Source organism: Sphingomonas antarctica (genome assembly GCF_965137005.1).
In the GTDB taxonomy this organism is placed as follows: domain Bacteria; phylum Pseudomonadota; class Alphaproteobacteria; order Sphingomonadales; family Sphingomonadaceae; genus Sphingomonas_O; species Sphingomonas_O antarctica.
In genome coordinates this window covers 1-22500 of sequence record NZ_CBCRXM010000008.1, presented here as the reverse complement: position 1 = coordinate 22500, position 22500 = coordinate 1, and the positions used below count along the sequence as shown (strand labels likewise).

At 58.9% G+C, this 22500-nt stretch carries 23 protein-coding genes, 1 tRNA gene and 1 pseudogene (1 of these 25 only partly in view); 18 read left to right on the top strand and 7 right to left on the bottom strand.

From position 1 onward, the window contains the following. The 5 genes from ACM9ME_RS09650 to ACM9ME_RS09630 form a co-directional block, all read left to right on the top strand. A tRNA-Met gene (locus ACM9ME_RS09650) sits at window positions 1-52 on the top strand (it extends 25 nt beyond the left edge of the window). A 760-nt stretch (window positions 53-812) separates the two neighbouring features. After that, window positions 813-1478 carry a PEPxxWA-CTERM sorting domain-containing protein gene (locus tag ACM9ME_RS09645; RefSeq protein ID WP_415643254.1) on the top strand — a complete coding sequence of 222 codons (666 nt, stop codon included), beginning with the start codon at window positions 813-815 and terminating at the stop codon, window positions 1476-1478. 76 nt (window positions 1479-1554) lie between these two features. After that, window positions 1555-1827, top strand: coding sequence for a hypothetical protein (locus tag ACM9ME_RS09640; RefSeq protein WP_415643253.1), 273 nt, complete (start codon window positions 1555-1557; stop codon window positions 1825-1827). A gap of 158 nt (window positions 1828-1985) precedes the next feature. Further along, window positions 1986-2384: a BLUF domain-containing protein gene (locus ACM9ME_RS09635; RefSeq protein ID WP_415643252.1), complete on the top strand. Its 399-nt coding sequence runs from the start codon at window positions 1986-1988 to the stop codon at window positions 2382-2384. Window positions 2385-2470: 86 nt separating this feature from the next. After that, window positions 2471-2779, top strand: a complete 309-nt coding sequence (locus ACM9ME_RS09630) for a PilZ domain-containing protein (RefSeq protein ID WP_415643251.1) — start codon at window positions 2471-2473, stop codon at window positions 2777-2779. 93 nt (window positions 2780-2872) lie between these two features. Here the strand turns inward: ACM9ME_RS09630 and ACM9ME_RS09625 are convergent, their stop codons facing one another. Both ACM9ME_RS09625 and ACM9ME_RS09620 read right to left on the bottom strand, forming a co-directional pair. Continuing rightward, on the bottom strand, window positions 2873-3985 hold the full coding sequence (locus ACM9ME_RS09625) for an extracellular catalytic domain type 1 short-chain-length polyhydroxyalkanoate depolymerase (RefSeq protein WP_415643250.1): 1113 nt from the start codon (window positions 3983-3985) through the stop codon (window positions 2873-2875). A 169-nt stretch (window positions 3986-4154) separates the two neighbouring features. Continuing rightward, window positions 4155-4841 (bottom strand): PEP-CTERM sorting domain-containing protein, encoded by a 687-nt coding sequence (locus ACM9ME_RS09620; RefSeq protein ID WP_415643249.1) that lies wholly within the window; start codon window positions 4839-4841, stop codon window positions 4155-4157. Window positions 4842-5080: 239 nt separating this feature from the next. On the opposite strand from ACM9ME_RS09620, the gene ACM9ME_RS09615 reads away from it, so the two are divergent. Then, window positions 5081-5584 carry a DUF1993 domain-containing protein gene (locus ACM9ME_RS09615; protein WP_415643248.1) on the top strand — a complete coding sequence of 168 codons (504 nt, stop codon included), beginning with the start codon at window positions 5081-5083 and terminating at the stop codon, window positions 5582-5584. Between the two features lie 453 nt (window positions 5585-6037). Here ACM9ME_RS09615 and ACM9ME_RS09610 read toward each other — a convergent pair whose 3' ends face one another. Then, on the bottom strand, window positions 6038-8110 hold the full coding sequence (locus ACM9ME_RS09610) for a catalase (protein WP_415643247.1): 2073 nt from the start codon (window positions 8108-8110) through the stop codon (window positions 6038-6040). A gap of 417 nt (window positions 8111-8527) precedes the next feature. Here ACM9ME_RS09610 and ACM9ME_RS09605 point away from each other — a divergent pair, with 417 nt between their 5' ends. The 3 genes from ACM9ME_RS09605 to ACM9ME_RS09595 are packed head-to-tail and all read left to right on the top strand — an operon-like array spanning window position 8528 to window position 11060. Then, window positions 8528-9073, top strand: a complete 546-nt coding sequence (locus ACM9ME_RS09605) for an SRPBCC family protein (RefSeq protein WP_415643246.1) — start codon at window positions 8528-8530, stop codon at window positions 9071-9073. Further along, on the top strand, window positions 9073-10260 hold the full coding sequence (locus tag ACM9ME_RS09600; protein ID WP_415643245.1) for a zinc-dependent alcohol dehydrogenase: 1188 nt from the start codon (window positions 9073-9075) through the stop codon (window positions 10258-10260). The genes ACM9ME_RS09605 and ACM9ME_RS09600 overlap by 1 nt, the downstream gene beginning before the upstream one ends. Before the next feature lie 11 nt (window positions 10261-10271). Then, entirely contained in the window at window positions 10272-11060 is a 789-nt protein-coding gene (locus tag ACM9ME_RS09595) for an SDR family NAD(P)-dependent oxidoreductase (protein ID WP_415643244.1), read from the top strand. 83 nt (window positions 11061-11143) lie between these two features. Here ACM9ME_RS09595 and ACM9ME_RS09590 read toward each other — a convergent pair whose 3' ends face one another. After that, entirely contained in the window at window positions 11144-11785 is a 642-nt protein-coding gene (locus tag ACM9ME_RS09590; protein ID WP_415643243.1) for an SOS response-associated peptidase, read from the bottom strand. Further along, window positions 11785-12123 carry a low affinity iron permease family protein gene (locus ACM9ME_RS09585; protein WP_415643242.1) on the bottom strand — a complete coding sequence of 113 codons (339 nt, stop codon included), beginning with the start codon at window positions 12121-12123 and terminating at the stop codon, window positions 11785-11787. Before ACM9ME_RS09585 ends, ACM9ME_RS09590 begins: the two co-directional genes overlap by 1 nt. Before the next feature lie 146 nt (window positions 12124-12269). On the opposite strand from ACM9ME_RS09585, the gene ACM9ME_RS09580 reads away from it, so the two are divergent. The 7 genes from ACM9ME_RS09580 (at window position 12270) to ACM9ME_RS09550 (ending at window position 18687) form a co-directional block, all read left to right on the top strand. Further along, the gene (locus ACM9ME_RS09580) at window positions 12270-12644 is read left to right on the top strand and encodes a hypothetical protein (protein ID WP_415643241.1); all 375 of its coding nucleotides are present in this window, start codon (window positions 12270-12272) and stop codon (window positions 12642-12644) included. A gap of 1073 nt (window positions 12645-13717) precedes the next feature. Then, complete coding sequence (locus ACM9ME_RS09575) at window positions 13718-14143, top strand: DUF1810 domain-containing protein (RefSeq protein ID WP_415643240.1); 426 nt, start codon at window positions 13718-13720, stop codon at window positions 14141-14143. Beyond that, complete coding sequence (gene dinB / locus ACM9ME_RS09570; RefSeq protein ID WP_415643239.1) at window positions 14140-15237, top strand: DNA polymerase IV; 1098 nt, start codon at window positions 14140-14142, stop codon at window positions 15235-15237. The genes ACM9ME_RS09575 and dinB overlap by 4 nt, the downstream gene beginning before the upstream one ends. Window positions 15238-15304: 67 nt before the next feature. After that, a complete protein-coding gene (locus ACM9ME_RS09565; RefSeq protein WP_415643238.1) occupies window positions 15305-16936 on the top strand; it encodes an FAD/NAD(P)-binding protein in 1632 nt (543 codons plus the stop codon). Then, the gene (locus tag ACM9ME_RS09560) at window positions 16933-17433 is read left to right on the top strand and encodes a DUF1543 domain-containing protein (protein ID WP_415643237.1); all 501 of its coding nucleotides are present in this window, start codon (window positions 16933-16935) and stop codon (window positions 17431-17433) included. Before ACM9ME_RS09565 ends, ACM9ME_RS09560 begins: the two co-directional genes overlap by 4 nt. A gap of 58 nt (window positions 17434-17491) precedes the next feature. Continuing rightward, window positions 17492-18097 (top strand): arylesterase, encoded by a 606-nt coding sequence (locus ACM9ME_RS09555; protein ID WP_415643236.1) that lies wholly within the window; start codon window positions 17492-17494, stop codon window positions 18095-18097. Window positions 18098-18180: 83 nt separating this feature from the next. Then, window positions 18181-18687: a phosphatase PAP2 family protein gene (locus ACM9ME_RS09550; protein WP_415643235.1), complete on the top strand. Its 507-nt coding sequence runs from the start codon at window positions 18181-18183 to the stop codon at window positions 18685-18687. On the opposite strand, the gene ACM9ME_RS09545 is transcribed toward ACM9ME_RS09550, so the two are convergent. Further along, the gene (locus tag ACM9ME_RS09545) at window positions 18684-19643 is read right to left on the bottom strand and encodes an alpha/beta fold hydrolase (protein ID WP_415643234.1); all 960 of its coding nucleotides are present in this window, start codon (window positions 19641-19643) and stop codon (window positions 18684-18686) included. The two genes, ACM9ME_RS09550 and ACM9ME_RS09545, sit on opposite strands and share 4 nt — an antisense overlap. A 140-nt stretch (window positions 19644-19783) precedes the next feature. Between ACM9ME_RS09545 and ACM9ME_RS09540 the strand changes: the two genes are divergently transcribed. Together ACM9ME_RS09540 and ACM9ME_RS09535 are read left to right on the top strand one after the other, a co-directional pair. Next, the gene (locus ACM9ME_RS09540; RefSeq protein ID WP_415643233.1) at window positions 19784-21880 is read left to right on the top strand and encodes a PA5441 family protein; all 2097 of its coding nucleotides are present in this window, start codon (window positions 19784-19786) and stop codon (window positions 21878-21880) included. Continuing rightward, window positions 21877-22410 carry a DUF3142 domain-containing protein gene (locus ACM9ME_RS09535; protein WP_415643232.1) on the top strand — a complete coding sequence of 178 codons (534 nt, stop codon included), beginning with the start codon at window positions 21877-21879 and terminating at the stop codon, window positions 22408-22410. Before ACM9ME_RS09540 ends, ACM9ME_RS09535 begins: the two co-directional genes overlap by 4 nt. 3 nt (window positions 22411-22413) lie before the next feature. Here the strand turns inward: ACM9ME_RS09535 and ACM9ME_RS09530 are convergent. Further along, window positions 22414-22500 (bottom strand): annotated as a pseudogene (locus tag ACM9ME_RS09530) (integrase catalytic subunit); the annotation flags it as partial.

Below are 22500 nucleotides of genomic sequence, written 5' to 3'. Positions count from 1 at the left end.
CGTCAGGCTCATAACCTGAAGGTCACAGGTTCAAATCCTGTCCCCGCAACCAACTTATCTAATAAAATCAAATATTTACACAGGCCCCGCCTACGCGGGGCTTTTTGCGTTTGGGCTCAGGAAGCACATAGGAAGCAGATGAACATAAAGATGCTCCATATGCTGCCACGGTCCAGTCCGGACGCGGATGACCGAGATTGGGTGACGGTGAGCAATCAGGTCGTTTGTGCATAAACGATCAGTGTCGCAGACAAGTCCAATGACGAGCTCAAACGAGTGGCGATTGTGGAGGGCGCAACGCCGTTGGCATTGCCACATTCTTGGCAATGGCATCGCAAGCGTGGATTGAGCCGGAGCCTGCTAACGAGTCAGGGCCTAGCGGAGGCTCTTTCCTCGTCCGAGGGCAACGGCCCTGCCCATTCTTCTGATCCATATTGTTATTGACCTGATCGTCGGCGGGATCCTTGGTACGAAGGCGCGGCGCGATTGGGCATGGGCGGTCGCGCTCACGACGAGCAGTTGGATTATAGCTGCCATATTTGACAACCTTCACCACCTTCTCTGACAAGGGGTGCGCACGGAAGCTGCCTGACGTCCGCACGTCGTACCATAGTCAAATGGTTGCGCGGACGAGCATCGCTGGGCTGTCGGCATAACTATCCGCTGGTGGCGGGCTCGCGCCTTTTCCAGCCCGAATGTGCCAATCAGGGATTCAGTGGCACTCAAACGCCTGTCACTTAGTTGCCGGGCGTTGGCAAACCTTCTACGCGCGAGTTAACTATCAACACATTTTGATTGGGACTTGTTTTAATATGCGCATTGCCATCATCGCAGCGGCGCTTGCCGTCGCCGGTTCGACCGCCGCGCAAGCGACGACCGTTCTCAGCGAGAACTTCAACTCGACGGCATTCCGCGGCGCATTCCTGCAGAATGACACGACCGATCGGTTTGGGTCGAGCCCGCTTTATTACAGCGCCAATGCCGCTGGCTGGACGTTCTCTGACGGTTATGCCGGTGGGTTTCCCCACGTTCTGATTGCCACCAACGTGACCGGCACCGATGGCGCGGTTTGGCTTCAGGAAGTCGGCTCTTCAGCGAGCCGGACGCTCAGCGGCCTGACCGCTGGCAAGACGTACACCGTGTCGTTCCTGCAATCGGGCGACAACGTCCCCGGTGCCAACTGGAATTACAACGTGGCGATCGATGGCGGCACGATCTACGCCGGTAGTGGGCAAACGCAGGCCCCGGGCACCAATCCGGGGCAGCAGATCATGACGAGCTTCGTCGCGTCGGGCGGCACGGCCGTTCTGTCCTTCACGGATGCCACGACCGCGAGCGGCGGCAATGTGGTTTTCGACAATGTTAGCGTCACGGGCGTTCCCGAGGCGGCGACATGGGCGATGATGATCGCTGGCTTCGGAATTGCTGGTGTCACGATGCGCCGCCGCCGCGCGCAGGTGCGTGTTACCTACGCTTAAGGTTTGCAGACAAAGTCGAAGACGGGCGGCCTACGGGCCGCCCTTTTTGTTTTAGCGCTAAAGATCGATAATCGACGTGCGAAGTCCGGCCGTTCATTTAGGTGATTTTACCCGCGCTCTCGACAACGCTGTCGCCGCCGCAGCCTCGCTGCGCCGCAACCTCGTCACAATGTCTATTTCTCAATCCCGCCTGGAGGCGTTGGGCGTCGCCATTGCAGCCCTGGGCTGGGCCGCCAACACCGGCGAACTCGTCAGCATTTTTGTTGCGCTGCCGATCATAATTCTGCCCGCTGATGCGATCGGCATCACCGTTACGGACGACCACAATCAGACGTATCAGCTGAGTTAGCAAGACCGTGTCGCTGGACGTGTTCACGCGCGTGTGACTATCGCCATCACCGGACTTTATGTGCGGCAGCAGTTCGGCCGCTCCTCACATCTGTAGTAGCATCGAGGTTTTATTAAGCGTTTTGGGCCAATAGCTTGTCGCGTCGAATGGAGATCGTCGTGTTTCAGCAGCTCGTATATATCAGCACTGTGTCTCCCAGCGTAGCGCCAAATGTTGCGCACATTCTCAGAGTTTCGCAATCCAACAACCAGCGTGATGGTCTCACAGGACTGCTGTTTTTCAATGGCAAACGCTTCCTTCAAGTTCTCGAAGGGGAAAAGGCGGCAATCCAACAGGCGATCGCGCGCATCCGTGCCGACGACAGGCACCGTGCAATCGTAGTGCTTTCCAATCGCTCGGTTGATCAACGCGAATTTGGCGAATGGGCGATGGCCGACGCCACGGGGATGATGCGTTCGGATCACTTCTTGGCAAACCTCGAGCGTCTTGTCGCCAACTCGACGCCGTCCATTCGCGCGACGTTTGCGGAATATGCCCGGATGCGGGTCGCTGCTTGAGCGTACCTCGATGTTTGCTGATGTAGGTCGGTTTACCTGAACTTGACTAACCAGCTTCATATGCAACGCTCGGGAGCGGGCCAGGTATGCAGAAATTAGCGGACGAACGTCGTGGAGCCCCTCGGCATTTTCTTCACTTGTGGACCGTGTCGCGACGGCATGGGTCAACGGTTCGGGAGAAGGTGATCGTGGCCGACCTTTCGACTGGCGGATTCAAGATGCGCAGCGCGGTCGATTTTGCGCTGCATGGCTCGGTCTTCCTTGAGCTGACGTCCGATATTTTGGCTCAGGCGACCGTGGTCAGAAAGCATGCGATGCTGCCCGAATACGGAGCTCGCTTCGTGCAGCCGCTTACCCAGGTTATTGTGGACCGCGTTGTTGCGAAAAGCGAGTAAGCGACGGCGTCCCGCCTGAGTGGCTGTCAGCACAATCAAGTCGTAGCGTGCAGCAAACAACCCTCCAGCAATCTGCCAAATGGCCCGAACAAATCAGCGCATCAGACCAGCAGCGCGTAGCGCATCTTCGATCACACGTCCCGGACCCGCGGATGCAGCGGGTTGAGTAAAATGCGATGCTGAGTTGGCTTGGCCTGATGCCGAGCGCTCGTCGGCGGCGCTGCGCTTTTGCTGGCGACGTGGCTTGGTCTCCAGTCCCCAAAATCGAACAATATGTCGCGTGGACGAAATGCTCACCTCGAGCATGTGCGGGCTCGCCATGCCGCAAGCGTCGGCGCTCTTGGTGTCGAGCGGTGTACCGTGGCCCATGCCAGTGATCGTCCAAGACTCGATCGCCACGCGCCCGTTCGGATCACGCCAAGTCTCACGTGTCTGCCCATCAACAACCTCAACGACTGGAACAGCTTCAGCAAGTCCGTGCACACCGCGCCACTGCTCTACGATCGCGTCGGCATTTGAGCGATCCACGGTGCGGTCGGCGTCGCCATGCCACACGGAGACGCTAGGCCAAGGTCCGGAATGGCTCGACGCGGAGGTGATTTTGGCGGCAAGGGATGCCGCACTCTCGGTGCCACCATGCTGCATCCGCTGAAATGCCTGCGACATGCTCGTCACCGTGCCCGCTGGAAGACCGGCAATAATCGCGCCGCCCGCGAAGACGTCAGGATACGCCGCAAGGAGCGCGGAGGTCATCGCGCCACCTGCCGACAGGCCGGTCACAAAAATTTTGGCCGGATCGATGGAATGTTTGCCGATCATCGTCTGGACCATCTGACCGATCGACAGAACTTCGCCGCGATCACGCCACACATCGTCGGGCTCGAACCAGTTAAAGCAGAGGTTCGCGTTATTTGAGCGCTGCTGCTCGGGATATAACAAAGCGAAGCCTTGTTCATCCGCGATCTGCGACCAGCCCGAACCATGGTCATAACCATTGGCGGTCTGCGTGCAGCCGTGAAGCACAACCACCAAGGCGGCATCGCGAGCAAGGTTTTGAGGCACGAAAAACTTAGCGTTTAACTGCCCCGGATTGCTTCCGAACGCTGCCAATGACGACAGGCGACTGTCTTGATATGCGGTCTCCGCCTGCAAACCCGCGACGCGGAACCGCGCCAACTTCTCAAGGGTATCGGACAGACCCGGCATTATGCGTTGCTTTCAATGCTCCGCGTGAATTGCGGATCATATCAGAACGTCGTGCCACCTATAAAGATGCTGCGGCGCACAAATTTCGGTTTGTCCCGCCCAACGTTCGGCACAATCGGGGAAAAAAAGGGGCGGCACCTCGCGGATGCCGCCCCTAAGTTCCGTCCTCCTAAGCGAAGACGGCTTGGGTCGCTCGTTTGCGCCAGCGGCGCGAGCCGCCGACGAATCCCAATCCAACTACCAACATCGCCCAGGCCGTCGGCTCGGGCACGCTTCCTGCGAGCGTGCCAAGAAACTGGACTTCGCTGACGAACACCCAGTGGCCGGATTGTTGCTGAAACTGGACGGTGTGAATATTGCCGGTAAGGTTCAGCCCGGCGAGCGTGACGAATCCCGCCGTGCCTAGCGACGGATTGGTAAAGTTCTGCGCCATGCCGTCGATCAGAATGCTCGCTGGTCCGGCAACTCCGCCGTAGTTGCTATTGTCCAGATGGATGCGAACCGTATCGATTGAGCCAACGTGCGCGAAGTTGAACGTGACAAGCGGGTTGGGCGTGAAATAATTGTACCAACCGACATAAGGACCTTCGCCCGAATAATTCTCGACCTGGTCCCACGTGGTCGTGGCGATGATGCCATCGGTAAGATCGCCTACGCCGCCTGTCAGCAGCGCGCTGTCGGTCGTCGTTTGGGCGCCAGCGCCATTATATTTCTTGTCCCAGTAATTGTAGCAGTTGCACGATGCCGCGCCCTGTCCATTCACGGTCGTGTAGGTCGTCGGAACGATCTGTGCGGCCGTGGCTGGCAGTGTCACAAACGTGGCACCAAGCGCGGCGGCGAGAAATGCGGTTTTCATGATGATTCCCAAGTTCCTGACCGCGCTCTAACGGCGCGGAAGTGGGGTACTTGGCCGTCATGGTGAGACCGGGCGAGCCCCATTTGGGGTACGTCTGAGCCAGAGGCTGCGTCTATTGCGATCAAAACAGCTGGAGGGCTGAAGCTAGAGAATCGCGGGACTTGCCGCTTGTATCAGCGGACTTTTCTGCCCTACTGACAGCAAGCGTCCGATGTCCGGCGGCTCTGAAAGACAAAATAATGCCCAGCCTCTACGAGATCACCGTACCCGTCTTCGTACGCGCCCTGCGCAACCTCGATCATATCCTCTCAAAGGGCATGGAAAGCGGCGTGGACGAACAGACCTTGATCGAGGCGCGGCTGGCGCCGGACATGCTGCCACTGCCAAAACAGATCCAGATCGCGTGCGACGCGGCCAAGCTGGCGGTCACTCGCCTCGCGCAAACCGAGCCGCGCCCCATGGCGGATGAGGAGAAGACGCTGCCCGAGCTGCGCGATCGCATCACGAAAACGATCGCCTATCTCGAGGAGGCCGACACGGCGGCATTCGAGGGACGCGAGACTGCTGAGATCACAATGAGCTTCCCCAACATGGAGATGAAGTTCACTGGTCAGAGCCTGGTCACGGAGTTCACGCTGCCAAATTTCTTCTTCCACGTGACAATTGCATACGCGCTGCTGCGGATGAACGGTGTTGCGATCGGCAAAATGGATTATCTCGCGGGCGGACAAACGGTCGCCTAAAGCAAGATCTCCGCAGTGCGCAGGTGGGGCTTAGCGCAGGTGGGGCTTAATTTCCGTTACGGACGAGCTTCAAGGCTTCCGTTCTCTCGAGACGCTCTGCCATTTCTCGCCATGCACGAGCTGAACGCTCACACCGTTCGCGCACTTGGCTGAGGGTCGTCGTCGCAGCCTCGCGCATCGCTTCATCGGCCTGCGTTCGATAATATTCTGATGTCGACATAATGCCCCATAGCGACGAGCTACTCGGGCAAGAAGTGGCAGCTGGAAAGAAATGGAACAAATGCGCACCGATTTGATACTCGGATTACGAACCGGTGGGCGCACTAACGATTGCATTGCGCACAGCTGCGTCGTCCAATTATCCGTCGCTGAACCTCACAAAGCCATTCGCGACTGCTCGTCAAGGACACCATTGGACATTTTATGATCGAGACTTGGTTGCAGCCTGCTACCTCAAGCAAGCATCCGCAACGAAGGCTCGCGCTCATAATACCGCTTGCCGGCGGCTTTGATAAACTTGTCGTCCAGCGCGGTAACGCTCTCATCCGGAATGACGCCCGCCTTTTCGAGCAGAGGTTTAGCGGCCGCCGAGGCGCCAATCGCTTTTAGGTGACCGAACGCATCCATGGCGAACTGGACCGCGGCACCCTCGTTGAGTAGCCCCTTGCAGCCCGCTTCCGATAGGATGATCGCCACTGCATCGAATAGTTGCGATGGCATGCCGGCAAGCTGCCCATCTGCCTTTTGCAACTTGCCGTCGGACAATTTCGCGCCCCCGACCTTGGGCGCGACGATTACAGCCTTGCCCTTTGCCTTGATCACGGCATCGACGACCGATTTTAATGCACCGGCCTCCGTGCCGTCAGCGATTAGGATACCTACCACGCGGCCTTCGAGCGTCGCCTTCATTTTCTTGTGGATCGACAGCGCATTCGAGGGCGGCATGTCGACAGGCTCCTTCGCCGCCTTGTTTTTCTTCGGCAGCGGAAGGCCCAGACCGTCAGCGACGCGTTTAGCGAGGTCTTCATCGACGTTACGCAGATTGCCGAGCATGCGCGGCGGCACCTGATCGAGCAGCCCGACCTTGGACAGTTCGAACACGAAGGACGAGGCAATGTGCGCCTGTTCGCTTTCGGTTTGCGAGCGGTAGAACAAGCGCGCCTGGCTATAGTGATCGGCGAAGCTTTCCGGGCGGATGCGCAGCTTGTCGCCGGTTTCGTCAGGACCTGTCGTCTCTTTCGTCGTCGCAAAACCGGTGACGGTTTCGCGAGGGCCACCGGCTTCGCCATGATCTGCAAGACTATTAGGCTCGTAATTGGCGCGACCCGTTGGCACCATGGTCTGCATCATACCGTCACGCTGAAAATTGCCAAACGGGCAGCGCGGCGCGTTAATCGGGATCTGGTGAAAGTTGGTCGTGCCGAGGCGCGATTTCTGCGTGTCCAGATAACTGAACAGTCGACCCTGCAGTAGCGGGTCGTTCGAGAAGTCGATGCCGGGCGGGATGTTGGTAGGCAGGAATGCCGCCTGCTCGGTCTCGGCGAAGAAATTGTCCACGTTGCGATTGAGCGTCATGGTGCCGATCACCCGCAACGGAAGATCTTCTTCGGGGATCAGTTTGGTCGCGTCGAGCACGTCATACGGCTGAGAATCGGCGAACTTCTGATCAAAAACCTGAATCGCGAGTTCCCATTGTGGGAACGCTCCGGTGTCGATCGCCTCGTAGAGATCGCGGCGGTGATAGTCGTTGTCCGCCGCCTGAAGCTTGAGCGCCTCGTCCCATATGGTCGACTGAATGCCGAGTTTTGGACGCCAGTGGAACTTAACGAAGTTCGATCGGCCCGCCGCATTGACCAGCCGGAAGGTGTGGACGCCAAAACCCTCCATCATCCGTAGTGAGCGCGGCAGCGTCCGGTCGGACATTGCCCACATCAGCATGTGCGTACTCTCGGGCGTCAGACTGACGAAATCCCAGAATGTGTCGTGCGCACTGCCGGCCTGTGGATAGCCACTATTGGCTTCCATCTTCACCGAATGGATCAGATCGGGGAACTTGATTGCATCTTGAATAAAGAACACCGGGATGTTGTTTCCAACCAGGTCCCAATTGCCTTCGCGAGTGTAGAATTTGACCGCGAAGCCGCGCACGTCGCGCGGAGTATCAACCGAACCTGCACCACCGGCGACTGTCGAAAAGCGTGCAAACACTTCTGTTTTCTCGCCCTTAGCGAAAACCGCGGCCTTAGACAGGTCGGAAATGTCGTCAGTGGCTTCGAATACACCGTGCGCGCCCGAGCCACGCGCATGGACAATCCGTTCTGGAATGCGTTCGTGATCGAAGTGAAAGATTTTCTCGCGGAGCACGAAATCTTCGAGGAGTGTCGGTCCCCGGACGCCGGACTTCAGACTGTTTTGGTTATCGCTGACGGGAACACCGTGATTGGTCGTCAGGACGGCGGTGTCGCTACCTGCTTGCTGGTGAGTTTCGCCACCATTACCTGAGGTTTGCTTGATATCGTCCGCCATGAAAATCCTTCATCGCCGAAAGTCGGCTCTTCTTCTCCAGCGCTGAAAGAGCCAACGGTGTCCTAGCTAATCGTGTTGATATTGATCAACACGGCCACTCTGCTGCAATGCGCCCCAATCACAGTCGTTTGATGAAAGCGACCCACGCGGACCGCTGCCAACGTTGCGGCGCATGACGAACGTCCGGTATTGATGATCCTCGGACGTTCGACTGGTTGATAAGAAGCCTGTAGTCGAACGTCCTGGTCACGAACACGATCTCGGCAGTGCCGTTTTTCAACCCATAGCCTCAGCCGTCCCTCTTCGCCGTGCAATTTGCGGCACGCTTAACATACGTCAAACGTGAGGTTTCTTTGAAGAAAATCGGAACATCGCAGCTGTCTCGCAGTTTTCGCGAGGCAGCCAAAGGAGCCCGCTTTGTCCGATACTGACACCCATGACGATGCGCCGAATGTAACCTCGAAAGATCTCCAAGGCGAACGCCAACTCGCCAGCCGCTCAGCGACGATCAACCGCCCCGCGCAGGAACTTTACGCCTTCTGGCGGAACTTTTCGAACCTTGCCCAAATAATGGACAACATCGTCTCAATCGAGATGCTGGACGAGACGCGCTCGCACTGGGTCGTGAAGGGTCCAGCGGGCCAAACCTATGAATGGGACGCGCTCGTCACCAACGACGTGCCGGGGCGTGAGATCACTTGGACATCGGACAGTCAGGCCGATGTCGCCAATTCCGGCCGCATCCTGTTCGAGGAAGTGGCGGGCCGCGGCACCGTCGTCACCGCGACCATTGCTTACGAACCGCCGATGGGTGCACTCGGCAAAGTCGTCGTCAAGGTCCTCCAGCGCGAACCCCATGTGCAGGCGCGCCGCGACCTGCGCCGCTTCAAACAACTCATGGAAACCGGCGAGATCGCCACGAACGTGCGCAACCGCCGAATGCTCGAAGAGGAAGGCAAATAATGCGCGCTTTGGCCTGGCACGGTAAACACGACGTCCGCGTCGATACCGTCGACGATCCCGAAATCGTCAATCCGCGCGATGCGATTCTGAAGGTCACGTCGACAGCGATCTGCGGCTCTGACCTCCACCTCTATGACGGCTTTATCCCAACGATGAAGTCGGGCGACATTCTCGGCCATGAGTTCATGGGCGAAGTCGTCGAGGTCGGCGCCAAGTCGACGCTCAAAAAGGGCCAGCGTGTGGTCGTACCCTTCACCATCGCGTGCGGTAGCTGTTACCATTGCGGTAAGCAGCAGTACTCGGGGTGCGACAACGGCAACCCGGCGGACAATCAGGACATCGGCGAGACCCTGTATGGTCACACCATGTCTGGTCTATTTGGCTACAGCCACATGACCGGCGGCTATGCCGGGGGCCAGGCCGAGTATGTCCGGGTGCCGTTCAGCGATGTCGGCCCGATCGTCATTCCCGACGGGATCGAGGACGACAAGGTACTGTTCCTGTCCGACATTCTGCCGACCGGCTGGCAGGCAGCAGAATATGCCGAGATCGAACCGGGCGATACCGTAGCCGTCTGGGGCTGCGGTCCGGTGGGGCTGTTCGCCGTCCAGTCTGCCTTTTTGATGGGGGCTGCGCGCGTCATCGCTATCGACCATTTCCCGCACCGGCTCGAACTGGCCGCTAAATTCGGCGCGGAGACGATCAACTTCGAGGAATCGGCAACCTACGACTCGTTGATGCAAATGACTGGAGGGGTCGGCCCCGATGCGGTGATCGACGCGGTCGGACTCGAGGCGCACGGCGCATTCGTCGACAACATCGTCGATCAGATCAAGGTCTCGACCTTCCTCGGCACCGACCGCACCCACTCGATCCGCCAGGCGATTCTCGCCTGCCGCAAGGGTGGCCGCGTCTCGATGCCCGCGGTCTATGGCGGCTTCGTCGACAAATTCCCGCTGGGCGCGTTCATGGAAAAGGGCCTGACCCTCAAGACCGGCCAGACGCATGTGCAGAAATACCTGCCCGGCCTGCTCGCGGCGATCATGGAAGGGAAGATCGATACCACCTTCCTCATCTCGCACCGCATGGCACTGGAGGACGCGCCCAAGGGCTACAAGATGTTCCATGACGAACAAAACACCACCACCAAGATCGTGTTGAAGCCCGATCTCGCCAAAGCGGCGTAAGGAGACAAGACATGGCCGACAAACTTGCCGTCATCACCGGTGCCTCGACTGGCATCGGGTTTGAACTCGCCAGTCTCGCGGCGGAGGACGGCTACGATCTCGTCGTCGTTGCCGACGAAGCGCTAATCGACGCCGCCGCCGCCGACTTCCGTCGCAATGGCAATAATGTCGTGTCGGTCGAAGCCGATTTGTCTACGCTCGACGGCGTCGACAAACTCCTCGCCGCAGTCGACGGACGTCCGATCGACGTGCTCTGCGCTAACGCCGGTATCAGCAAGGGAGGCGCGTTCCTCGATCAGGATTTCGCCGATGTGCGCCATTCGATCGATACGAACATCACTGGCACAGTGTACTTGTTGCAAAAGGTGCTTGCGCAAATGACCGCTCGGCAAACGGGCAAAATCCTCGTGACCGGCTCGATCGCTGGCTACGTCCCAGGCCCTTTCAACGCGACGTACAATGCGACCAAAGCATTTGTAGACAACTTCACCGATGCCCTCCGTGACGAGTTAAAAGATTATAAGGGTGTCACGCTGACCACGCTTAAGCCCGGCGCGACCGATACCGAGTTCTTCGCTCGGGCCGACATGCTCGACACTAAGGTTGGGCAGGACGACAGTAAGGCCGACCCGGCTAAGGTGGCGAAGGACGGCTGGACCGCAATGCAAGACGGAAAGGATGCGATCACGTCGGGATGGTTTAACAAGCTCCAGGTCGCGGCTTCGGGCATTACGCCCGCAGCAGTGATGGCGCACCAGCACCGCAAAATCGCCGAGCCGGGAAGTGGCAAGCCCGATTGAGCCGCGGTCACGCTGCGTCGATGACCTCCGCACTTGATTAAAAGCCGTCTGGTGGCTTCTCGCGTCGGACCAGCTCGAGGCAGTTAGATGGCCGCCTGCACCACATCAAAGCGATCCCGACTCTCCGGGCCAAGCAACTCGTCGACATCGCCCGAGCAATCGAGCCACCGCGCCCACTCTTCGCCGAACAGCGTAACGGGCGCGCGGTCGTGATAGCCATTGAGTGGTGACCCTGCGGGTTGCGTCACGATGGTGAAGCTCTCGATTGTTCCCTCGTCCGCAGTCTCGCATCGATCCCATAATCCCGCGAACGCCATCGGCAGCTGATCAGCCTTCGGCGTGAACAAGTAAGGCTGCTTTTTCTTCGGGTCGTTGGCGCGCGGGCCACTCCATTCATACCAACCATCGCCCGCGACAAGGCAACGCCGGCTGGTGAAGCACGAGCGAAACGTGCGGCTTTCCCTGACCGTTTCGGCCTTCGCGTTGAAGGTGGTGTATTTCCACGCCTTGACCGGCCCCTTGTGCATCCAGGGTATCAGCCCCCAGCGCGCATTTGCCACGGTCGGCACGCCGTCCTGCATGCGGATCACCGGCACACTATTGGTCGGGCGCACCTGCTCCATCGGCTGCAGGTTCATCGCCGGCTGCGTCGTCGGTCCCAAAAAGCGCTCCATCGCGCCGTGCAGCTCGCTCCAGGTCTGCCTATTGCGATACCGCCCGCACATTAGCAGTTGCCGTCTTCCGCACGCACGCGCTCGATTTCTTCCTCGCTGCGCTTTTCCAGCCCGATCAACGCATCGCGTGCATTCTCGTTCGACTTGATCAACTCATCGATCTTGGCCTGTAGCGCGGCCCCATCCCGGTTTTGCGTCGCCTGCAAAATGGGGAGGATCAGCAAGGTCGTAACGCTGATGGCGAGGTTCGCGCCGTTCAGGAAGTGATCGTCGCCAGACAGATAAGAGGCAATGCCTAACGTCGCGAGGCCGATGCAAAGGACGAGCATAGCCGGGCGTCCGGTGAACCGGGCACACCCCGTCGAAAAGCGATCGAATAGGTCTTTCATGGGCGCGTCGATGGTCGCTCTACGAGTAAGCGATGATGAACGGCTGGCGCTTCATGGGCGAGGCGAACGCATTCCCCACGAACGACGTCTCGCGGCAAATCCAGCAAGTGCGTTACGCCATGCTGGAACATCAACGCACGTAACTCATGTTCGACACGCTGGTCGGCCTCGGCTTGGCTTTCATGCGTGTCGTGGCGCGGCATCAATCGCCAATCAGCCGCTCAGCACTTCTTGAAATGGCCCTTGGCATCGCGGCACTGCTTGGGCTTTGCTGGAGCTTTGGTGGGACACTTCACAAACTTGCCGTGGCCATCGCGACAAGGGGCGGCATAGGCGGGCATAACGGTCACCGACAAGACGGCGGCGACGGCAATAAAGCGAAACATAATCGGTCTCCCATGATTCGAAGCGAAAAGATGCTCGCTCGTTTTGATAGGTGCAAGTGTGGCCGAATTGTTCTGAATTTCGCGATTGCTTCCATTCTTACGGGTTCGCTCGACGGATGGCGAAACGATCTGTGACCGTACCGACGATGAGCGATGCTCCGGTGCTGAATTTGAGGGAGCTGGCGCATCATGCGGGTGATGTTGCGGATCCGGATACGGCCCGACCACCGGCCAGGTTGCCCTTAACGGTGCTTCGCTGCCCCTTCAGCGATGATGCACTGCCCTAAGGCTTTGACGCCAGCCTGTTGGAGGCGATCGGACGTTTCAATCGCAGCGTCGGGCGTGAGTGTTACAGCCACGCCATCAGGGCCATCCACGAGCGTTCTCCGCCTTTACTCACTCGCTTCATCGCAGGTCTTTGCCATCTGCTTCTCCGTCACACGCCGAGTTAGCGCTGGTTGTGGCGGCCCGCCGAAAAGGGGCAGCGACGGGCCGAGTCTATTGGGATTGCGATGCTCCTAGCCGATTATAGTCCGCGGTTAGCGCTTTATAACGTCGCCGCGTTTCGGACGTCGCGCTATTACGAGCTCGTTCACGACACACACGAGCAAAGGATTGAGCATAGCTTGGCGGGCGCGCGATTATCCTACTGTAACGAGCAACACGTGAAATCGCTGCTAAATCTCGCTCAATCCCGAAGTATGGAACGGCGCTTCGCCAGCCTAATGAGCGATGCGATCCGGAGCGAAAAACTCAATAATTGTCTCTCCTGGACGGCGACCGAGCACCCAAGCATCGAAGTCTAGCTTTTCCCAGAGCTCGGCTGAAGGTGGCTGAATACCTCTCTCATCATACTCATCAGGCGGCATAGGGAGCCGAGCGCCATTGGCGTACTCGACGCAGATCTCTCCGCTTTCCAATCGATATATGCCAAGCATTCGTGGCGAATAGTTTCAGAAGCGCAACGAGTCTAAGTGTTTGGTGAAACTGATTCCGATCAACTCACTAATAAGTCTGCCCGCTCATCCAAAGGCGACTCTCTGAAGTTGGTCATCAGCCAACCTGTGGCTCGCATTTAAATATCGGGGTACCATGAACCGCAATTATTCAAACGTCCTAGAATCGAGCATCACGTCGGGAGTCCTTTACAGCCTTGGTGCGCATACTGTTTGATTGCACACGGCGGGCCGCCTTGCGATTAAGGTCTCGTGACATGCCCTGACCACTCCTTCGATCTTGCTCGGTTCGTAGCGGCACAGGACGCGACGTTTGCGACCGCACTCGACGAAATTCGTCGTGGCCAGAAAAAAGGTCACTGGATGTGGTTCGTATTCCCGCAGATTGCCGGGCTGGGATCAAGCGAAACGACAAAACGCTACGCCATCTCGTCGCTCGACGAAGCTCGAGCCTACCTCGTTCACCCATCACTGGGCGCGCGTTACCGGCAAATCGTTTGCGCGTTGCAGGATCTCGAGCAGGCAGATCCGGAAGAGGTATTCGGCCCGATCGACGCCCAGAAGCTGCGTTCTTCGCTGACGCTGTTCGCGCTGGCGAGCAACGACACGTTGGTTACTGCGGCGTTGAACCGGTGGTTTGAATCGCCAGATGCGGCAACGATAGCGATCATTGGATGAGCGCCAGCGAGCCCGCTCAGCGTAAGATCATCCATATCGATATGGATGCCTTTTACGCGTCAGTGGAACAGCGCGACAATCCGACGCTGCGCGGGAAACCGCTCGCGGTAGGCAGTGCTCAGCGGCGCGGCGTAGTCGCTGCGGCCAGCTATGAGGCACGCAAATTTGGCGTGAGGTCGGCGATGCCCTCGATCACTGCGCTCAAGCGCTGTCCCGAACTGATATTCGTGCCGCCTCGGTTTGACGTTTATCGCGAGGTGTCGACGCAGATCCGCGCGATTTTCGCAGACTATACCGATCTCATCGAACCATTGTCGCTCGACGAGGCTTATCTTGATGTTACCGCCGATCGCCATGCGCTTGGATCTGCGCGCGCAATCGCGGAGGCGATCCGCCAGCGCATCCGCCAGAAAACCGGCCTGACGGCATCGGCTGGCGTGTCCTATAACAAGTTCATTGCCAAGATGGCATCAGACCAGAACAAGCCCGATGGAATGTGCGTCATCCCGCCCCACAGAGGAGCAGAATTTGTGGCGTCGCTGCCCGTGCGCCGCTTTCACGGGGTTGGACCGGTCACTGCTGCGAAAATGGAACGGCTGGGCATTCATACGGGCGCGGATCTTTGCTCGCATCCAATCGAGTTCCTCCAGGCGCATTTCGGGTCAAGCGCAAGCTACCTTCATGGGGCGGCACGAGGCATCGACCACCGCTCGGTCCAGCCAGACCGCCCGCACAAATCCGTAGGGGCAGAGCGCACCTTTGATGATGATATTGCCGACCCGGCAGAATTGCGCCGCCAACTGACGCGCGTCGCCGATGCCGCCTGGGTCCGGATAGAGCGGGCCAACGTGCTGGATCGCACCGCGACGCTGAAGGTGCGGTATGCCGATTTCCAGACGATTACGCGTGCGCGATCGAGCGTGGTACCGTTCGAGCGACGCGAAACATTCGAGAGCGCGGGTGCTGCATTGCTAGACGCGCTCCAACCGCTGCATGCACCGATAAGATTGTTGGGACTGACGCTATCGTCGCTTGTTGATCAGCATGGCGGTGACGCTCCGCACGTTGCAACTCTCCTGCCGCTTCTTGACTAGCATGAGAAATGTCTGGCGCCTGACGCCAGTGGGCACCGTTTGGCGCAAACGCGCGTTGTGAGCCGGGATGCCAACCACCATCGCCTTTGTCGGAGCCGGCCCGACAACGATCTACACGCTTCGCGCATTTCTCGAACGAGTGACTACGCAAACGGCAATCACCATTTTTGAAGATCAGCCGCGCGCGGGCCTCGGCACGCCCTACCGCCCAGGTTGGAACGACCCAGCGATGTTGTCCAACATTGCGAGCATCGAAATCCCCCCGATTGCCGAGACCTTGCTTGAATGGCTCCGCCGGCAACCCAGGGCGCGGTTGGTTCGGCTCGGGGTGGATCCGGATGGGATCGACGATCACGAGTTTTATCCAAGACTGGCACTCGGCGAAAATTTCTTAGATCAATTCCATATGATGATCGCGGGGGCGCGTGAGCGCGGCATCGCGATTGAGATAGCAACCCGGTCGCGCGTTGCCGATATCGCCGCTGAACAAGGGCGGCTGGCTCTGTCGATCGCGCCAGCGAATGGCGCGACGTTCGAGCAGTCCTTCGATCAGGTCGTCCTTGCTACCGGGCATCAATGGCCGGAAGAACCTGAAGTTCGGCCGGGCTATTTTCTCAGTCCCTGGCCAGCTACCGCTTTGCAAAGGATAGCGCCGATCTTGGTCGGTATCCGTGGCAGCTCACTCACCGCCATCGATGCTGCTGTGGCGCTGGCCAATGTTCATGGCAGTTTTATTGAGACCGAATGTGCCACGGTCGAGTATCGCGTCAGCCCTGGAGCAGAAAACTTTCGCATGACCATGATGTCACGAAAAGGCCTGTTACCAGAGGCGGATTTTTTCCACCCGGTGCCCTACGAGCCGCTTTCCATATGCACACCCGCTGCGATGGAACGCCTGATAGTAGACGATTGCGCTAACCTGCTCGAGCGATCCTATGACCTGTTCCGCCGGGAACTGGAGGCCGCCGATCCAGCCTACGCTGCGCATGTTGGATTAAGCGATGTTGAGCTCGACGACTTTGCCGATCGGTATTTTGCTGACCGATCATCCGCAAATCCGTGGGAGTGGGCTCAATCCAATCTCGAGGAAGCGCGAGCCAATTACGACCGATCCTTCACGGTTCCCTGGCGTTACGCGATCCTGCGGATGCACGAGGTGTTAGCCTTGATCGTGCCGAAGCTCGACGATGACTCACTTGAGCGGTTCAACCAATTGTTCAAGCCGGTGTTCGTGGACGAGTATGCCACCGTCCCCCACCTTTCGATCGAGCGATTGCTGGCGCTCCACCGTGCTGGCTGCCTTGAGATCACCGCGCTCGGAAAAGATCACCGGGTTGACACTCGCGGCCCGGAAATTGGTGCCACTGTTACTGTCGAAGGCAAGCGTATTCACTATCCAGCGTTCATCGATGCCACCGGCCAGCGCCCTCTCGCCATAGAGGATTTTCCGTTCCCGACTCTTCGCAAGCAGGGCGTGGTACGGGACGCCTCAGATGATGCCGCTGGGCCGAAGGGCGTCGATGTCGATGACGCGTTTCACCCGATTTCTGATCAACCCGAAGCTTCTCGATTATTCTGCTTGAGCATACCGTTCATTTTGGGACGGCATCCATTCGTGCAAGGAATTACAAGTTCGCACGAAATGGGAGAGATCGTGGGTGCAAGGCTCGCCATTGCCGCTGAGGAACTGACCCAGTGAGGCTTTTCGCAATCTACATCGGCGGAGAGCATTCGCAGGCGAATATCGAAGTGCACGATTTGCGGTTCGTGGTGGCTTCCCGGATTGCGGATACATACAATCAGCTGCGTGCTGAATGGTGGGGCAAGCCGGGCACCTTGCACATCGATTGCTGGGCTGAAATCGATCATGTCGACGGTTATGATGTCGAGCTGCGATCGGTGCGTTCGACGGCGCAGGAGCGCCTCTACTTTGTCAATCTGGGCGGTTACGACGGGCGGTCATTCGCCGAGCAGCATAAAAACATGTTCGTTGTCGCTGCTTCGGCGGCTGAGGCGAAGGCCAGCGCCCTGACGTCCACCAAAGGTTGGAAGGATGTCCATCGCGATGACTTTTACGACGCGGAGATGGCGTTTGCGCTGGACCGTGTGAGTGATGAACCGCTGTACATCCATCTGGAACGAAGCGACACCGTGCATCCTCCGAAGTTCCAATGTCGGTATACGCCGCTTAAATAAACCACGTATCGATCGACAGGATGGCCCGAGCTTATCAGGCTCGCACGGAAAGTTACTCATGGCTCTACATAGCTCTGGACCTACCATTCTTGCATTGGGCGATAGCCTCACGGCTGGTTACGGCTTGCAGCCTGGCGACGCATTTCCCGCTCAGCTTGAACGGTTGCTGCGCGCGACTACGCCTGATGCCCGCGTGATCAATGGCGGAGTCTCCGGAGACACAACGATGCAAGGGCTGGCCCGACTGCCGCGGCTGCTCAGCTCTCAATCGAGAAAGCCAGATCTTGCAATTGTCGCCCTTGGCGCAAACGACATGATCCGCGGGGTTCCTGCGGCGACAATGCGTAGCAATCTCGATGCTATTCTGTCGTCATTCGACGATTGCGGTATCCCCGCACTGCTCGCTGGTATGGTAATGCCGAGCTTTCTCGGCGCTGACTTTGCGCGCCGCTACAATGCGGTTTTTGCTGACCTTGCCGCGAAGCATGGCATCTTACTTTATCCCTTTTTCCTGCAAGGTGTGGTCGGCGATCCAACACTGTTACTTGCCGATCGAGTTCATCCAAACGCACGCGCGATTGGCATTGTCGCTCGGAATATCCTTCCAATGGTCAATCGCGCATTGCTGGAGGGTTTCAAACAATCCGCGCGGTCCGCAGCGTGACTGCCCATAAGGCTAAGGGTCGGATAGCAAAGGCGGATGCCAAGACGGTTAAGGCAGCCAGACCTCTGCAACCTTCAAAGACCATGAAGGTCCTAGGCGCGATTAGCGACGTGGCGGATCAACCGCCTTTGTATCGATTGAGCGCTGGCGTAGCGCTGGCCGGCATGGTTACCTTCAACGGACGATTGGCCCGGGCTGGTTTTCGGATGTTCGCGTCAGAATGGCTGGCAACAAAATTGAAGAGTGCGGTGAAGCATCACGTCGACCGCAACCGACCTGATCAAGTCGCAAGCGGTGCCGGCGAAATCCGGTCTGGCAATAGCCATGCTACGGCACTGAGCAGCTTTCCGTCCGGCCATACAGCCGGTGCTGTGGCTGTCGCGCAGGCCCTTTCGCGAGAATACCCTGAGTATCGCGTGGCGGCGACGACCGCCGCCGCCGCCGCCGCGATCCTGCAAGTGCCACGCCTACATCATTATCCGTCTGACATCGCGGCTGGAGCGGGGGTTGGTTTAATCGCCGAAGGAATCGTGAATGCGGTAACCCCTGGTAAAAAATCGCCGAAGGGCAATGGTTCAACTGTGAACTAGAGGTCGCGAACAAAGCTCATCAAGGCAGCGTTTGTCGAGGTCGGTGCTTCTTGCTGCACCCAGTGGCCAGCGCCATCGATAATCGTAGCCCCTCTGAAATCATCGCAGAATGCACCGGCGGTAGCGAACGTATCCACGCCGGGCACAAAATGGCGGACCGGATCGAGGGCGCCGCCGATAAACGTCGCGGGTTGGGCGATGTGCTTGTTCAACACTGGACCGCGCTCGACATGGTCCTGATCCTGGGCCCGATAGCGGTTTAGAGGACCGCGCCAGCCGTTCCGCCTGAAGACGGTCTCATAAACCGAGAGGTCTTCAGCAGGGAGCCAGTCCGGCAATTGCGGCGGCCGTACCATGCCGGTCAGGAAGCGGTCGCCTTTTGGCTTGGGTCGCATCGGCTGGGCGAGCATGCCTTCGCCTGAAATACCCCAGTAGATCTTTGATAACGCATCGGGATCGCCTTCGAATTCAGCTTCCGCGACTCCAGGCTCTTGGAAGTAGAGCTGATAGAAGAAGCTGTCCTTGTGAACGTGGCGCATGATGTCGAGAAAGGAGGTGTCGGTCATCGGCCGGTAAGGGACGCTTAGACCCGCGACTGCTGCGACCTTTTCTGGATAGCGGATCGAGGTCTGCCAGACGATCGGCGCCCCCCAGTCGTGCCCGAACAGAATTGCTCTGCCGCCGAGGGCGTCGATCACCGCGGCGACATCAGAGGTCAGCTCCGCCATCGTGTATGCGGCAATTTCATCCGGCCGATCGCTGTCGCCATATCCACGGACGTCGAGCGCCGCGATGCGGTAGCCTGCCTTTGCGAAGTGAACGAGTTGATGCCGCCATGAGAAAGCGAGTTCTGGCCAGCCGTGGAGACACAGGATGGGCAGGGATTCCGACGCGTCGGGTCCGTCGATGAGGACGCTGAGCTTCGTGTTGCCGTTCAGCACTTCCATCCGGTTCATCAGGCCCCTCCGAAGATTATTGGCCTTGAGGCCGTAATCCCACACTCATGGCTTCTACTCGCGCTGTCCAGCAGCCACGACTGCCGCTGCTGGTGAATGCCGGATGGGCGAGTTATCGGTAGGGGGTGGAGGGCGGCTGGATGCGATCGAAATATGGGCTGTTAGGGATCGCGATAGCGGCCATTGGCGGAGTGGTTCTAGCTTGCGCCGACGGACCCAGCGTTCCGATCCTGTCGCTCGAAAAGTCGGCTTATGACCCTGACGGCAACAGCGCGTTTCTGAGCCCCGCAAACGACAGCCGGGTGAACATGATGCTGTTGCTTGCTGACCGGCGCCCGGACGGGCTGCAACTGCTGCCGGCCGGCAAGGGCGCCGCGCTCATCATGTTTCCCTGGGCCACTTTGAAGAACAGGATTGAGCCGCCTGCAGCGAGCCAGACAGACGAAAATCCCGGCCGCTGCCAAACCAACGTGAGCGGCATCGAGGCGTTCACCGCGGCACTGGCATCCGCGAGAGATGTGCCCGCCGCCGAAAAGGCTGCGCTGATAGCAGCCCGACGGGCGTCCGCTGAATGCGCCACTGCCGCGGGGCAGGCGGTGGCGCCAGGAGTGTCTGTCGCGAGCGCAGACGGCCAAGCCTTTGCAGCCTATCTTAACGGCACCCGCGCATTCTATCGCGGCGACTTCCCTGCCGCGGGGGCGTCATTCTCCAGCCTCATCAAGGCTGACAACGCCTGGCTACGGGAGACCGCGCTCTACATGGTCGCCAGGAACGCACTGAATAAGGCGCAATCGACGATCTTCGATGAGTATGGATCGATTCTGCCTGCAGAGAAGCGCGACCAGCAGGCGGTTGCCGCAGCTGGTGCGGCGTTCGAAGCGTACCTCAAAGCCTATCCTCGCAGTCAATATACGGGCTCTGCCCAAGGCTTGATGCGCCGGGTCTACTGGTTGGCTGGTGACAACGCCCGGCTTAGCGCGGCTTACGATCGCAGCTTGCGCGGGGGTGCTCCTTCGGCGGTAGCCGATCTGCATCTGTCGCAGGAGATCGACTATAAATTGTTCGGCAATGAAGAAGCATCAGTCTCGTCGTCGACGCCCGGCATAGAGGGTAGCATTCTTATTGCTGTCGACGATCTGAAAAAAATGCGCAGTCAGCCGGATTCCGACTGCTGCACGCCGATTACTGCGGCCGAGATCGATGCGCAGCGGTCTAAGTTTGGATCGGACATAGTGCTGTTCGATTATGTTCGAGCGGCGCACGCGTATTTCGTACAGCACAAGGCCGGCCAGGTGCTTCGGCTGATCCCCGACGCGTCACACCAGCGCCGGTTCACCTCGCTTGAGTTCAGCCGGCAAATACTGCGCGGGATGGCGCTTGAGGCAAATAAGGATGCCAATGCCCGCCAATTCTGGGTTGATCTGCTCTCGGGAGCGGTCGGTCCATATCAGCACGCGGCAGTCGAGCTGGCGATCGCCATGCATGACGAGCGGAGCGGCGCGCTGGCGCGCGTTTTCGAACCTAATTCGCCAGTCACCAATCCGACTATCCGGGAGGTGCTGCTCACATATACGGCTGGTCCGGATCTCTTGCGCCGACAGGCGCAAAACCGCTCAGTTCCCCAGCGCGAGCGTGACGTAGCGCTCTACCTGCTGCTGGCGAAAGGCGTGCAGCGCGGTTTCTATGCCGACTTCCTGCGGGATGTTCGGGCGGTGCCGCCTGACGCGCACAACGACGCGGCGAGCTCGTTCGATGATGCCTCAGCTGAGTTCGCCGAATACCTCTCCGTCCCGGCGGTTGGCCTGTTCGTTCGACCGCCGAACCTGGGCGATTTTAGCTGCCCTCCGTTAGGCAACACGGTGCAGGCGCTCGCAACAGACCCCCGCGCAAGCACGCCGCGTATTTGCCTTGCGGAGTTCATCCGCAGCAACGGCTTTGATCATTTCGCCTACGATGGGCCCTTGGAAGGTAACGGGCTTGCCGGCACGCCGCCGCAATTTCCCGGCGTGCCTTACTCGCGGCAGGCGGTCTATCAGGGAGTTATCGCCGATCCGCGCACCACTGCCGATGAGCGCGCTTACGCTTTGTATCGTGCGGTGCGCTGCTATGCTCCGAGCGGCATCAACGACTGTGGTGGCAAAGACGTAGACGTCAGCCAGCGCCGCGCCTGGTTCAAACAATTGAAGACGAGCTATCCAAACTCACGCTGGGCAAAAGTGTCCGAACTCTACTGGTGAGGTTGCTTCAATTATGGATGCTCGCGCTTGGGCTCGCGCTCGCGTCATGCTCATCCAAGCCGACATACCGCGTCGATGCGGCGACCTACGATGCATTCTGGCTGTGGGCGGGCGTGCCACCGCAGCCGGGCCTGAAGCGCGCGAAAACCATCTATTTGTTAGCTGGGGAAGTGCGACGCGACAGCGGGCGGTTCATCAGCCTGCGACCAGGCATACCGCATTTGTCGGTGCCCGAACTCTGGCTGGTTGTGCGGGTCGACACGCTCGACTGGAAGGCTGATACCTCGGGTGAAATATTGGCTGAGTTCAACAAGTGGCAGGCGGCCGGCAACCGATTGGCCGGCGTGCAGATCGACTTCGACGCTCGGACACGACACCTCGATCGATATGCCAGCTTCCTGCGCGCATTTCGGGCACGGTTGCCACAGCGCACCCGACTGTCTGTAACTGGTTTGCTCGACTGGAGTGCGAATGGTGATCCGGCCGCGTTGCAGAGCCTTGACCTGCCCCCGGCGAGTGGACCGGGTTGATTGTTAGTGGATTATGCTCGCCGCCGCCATATCCGGGCGGAGGTGGAGCGAAGCGGAACCGGAGGCCGGATATGGCGGTGAAGCCGTTTC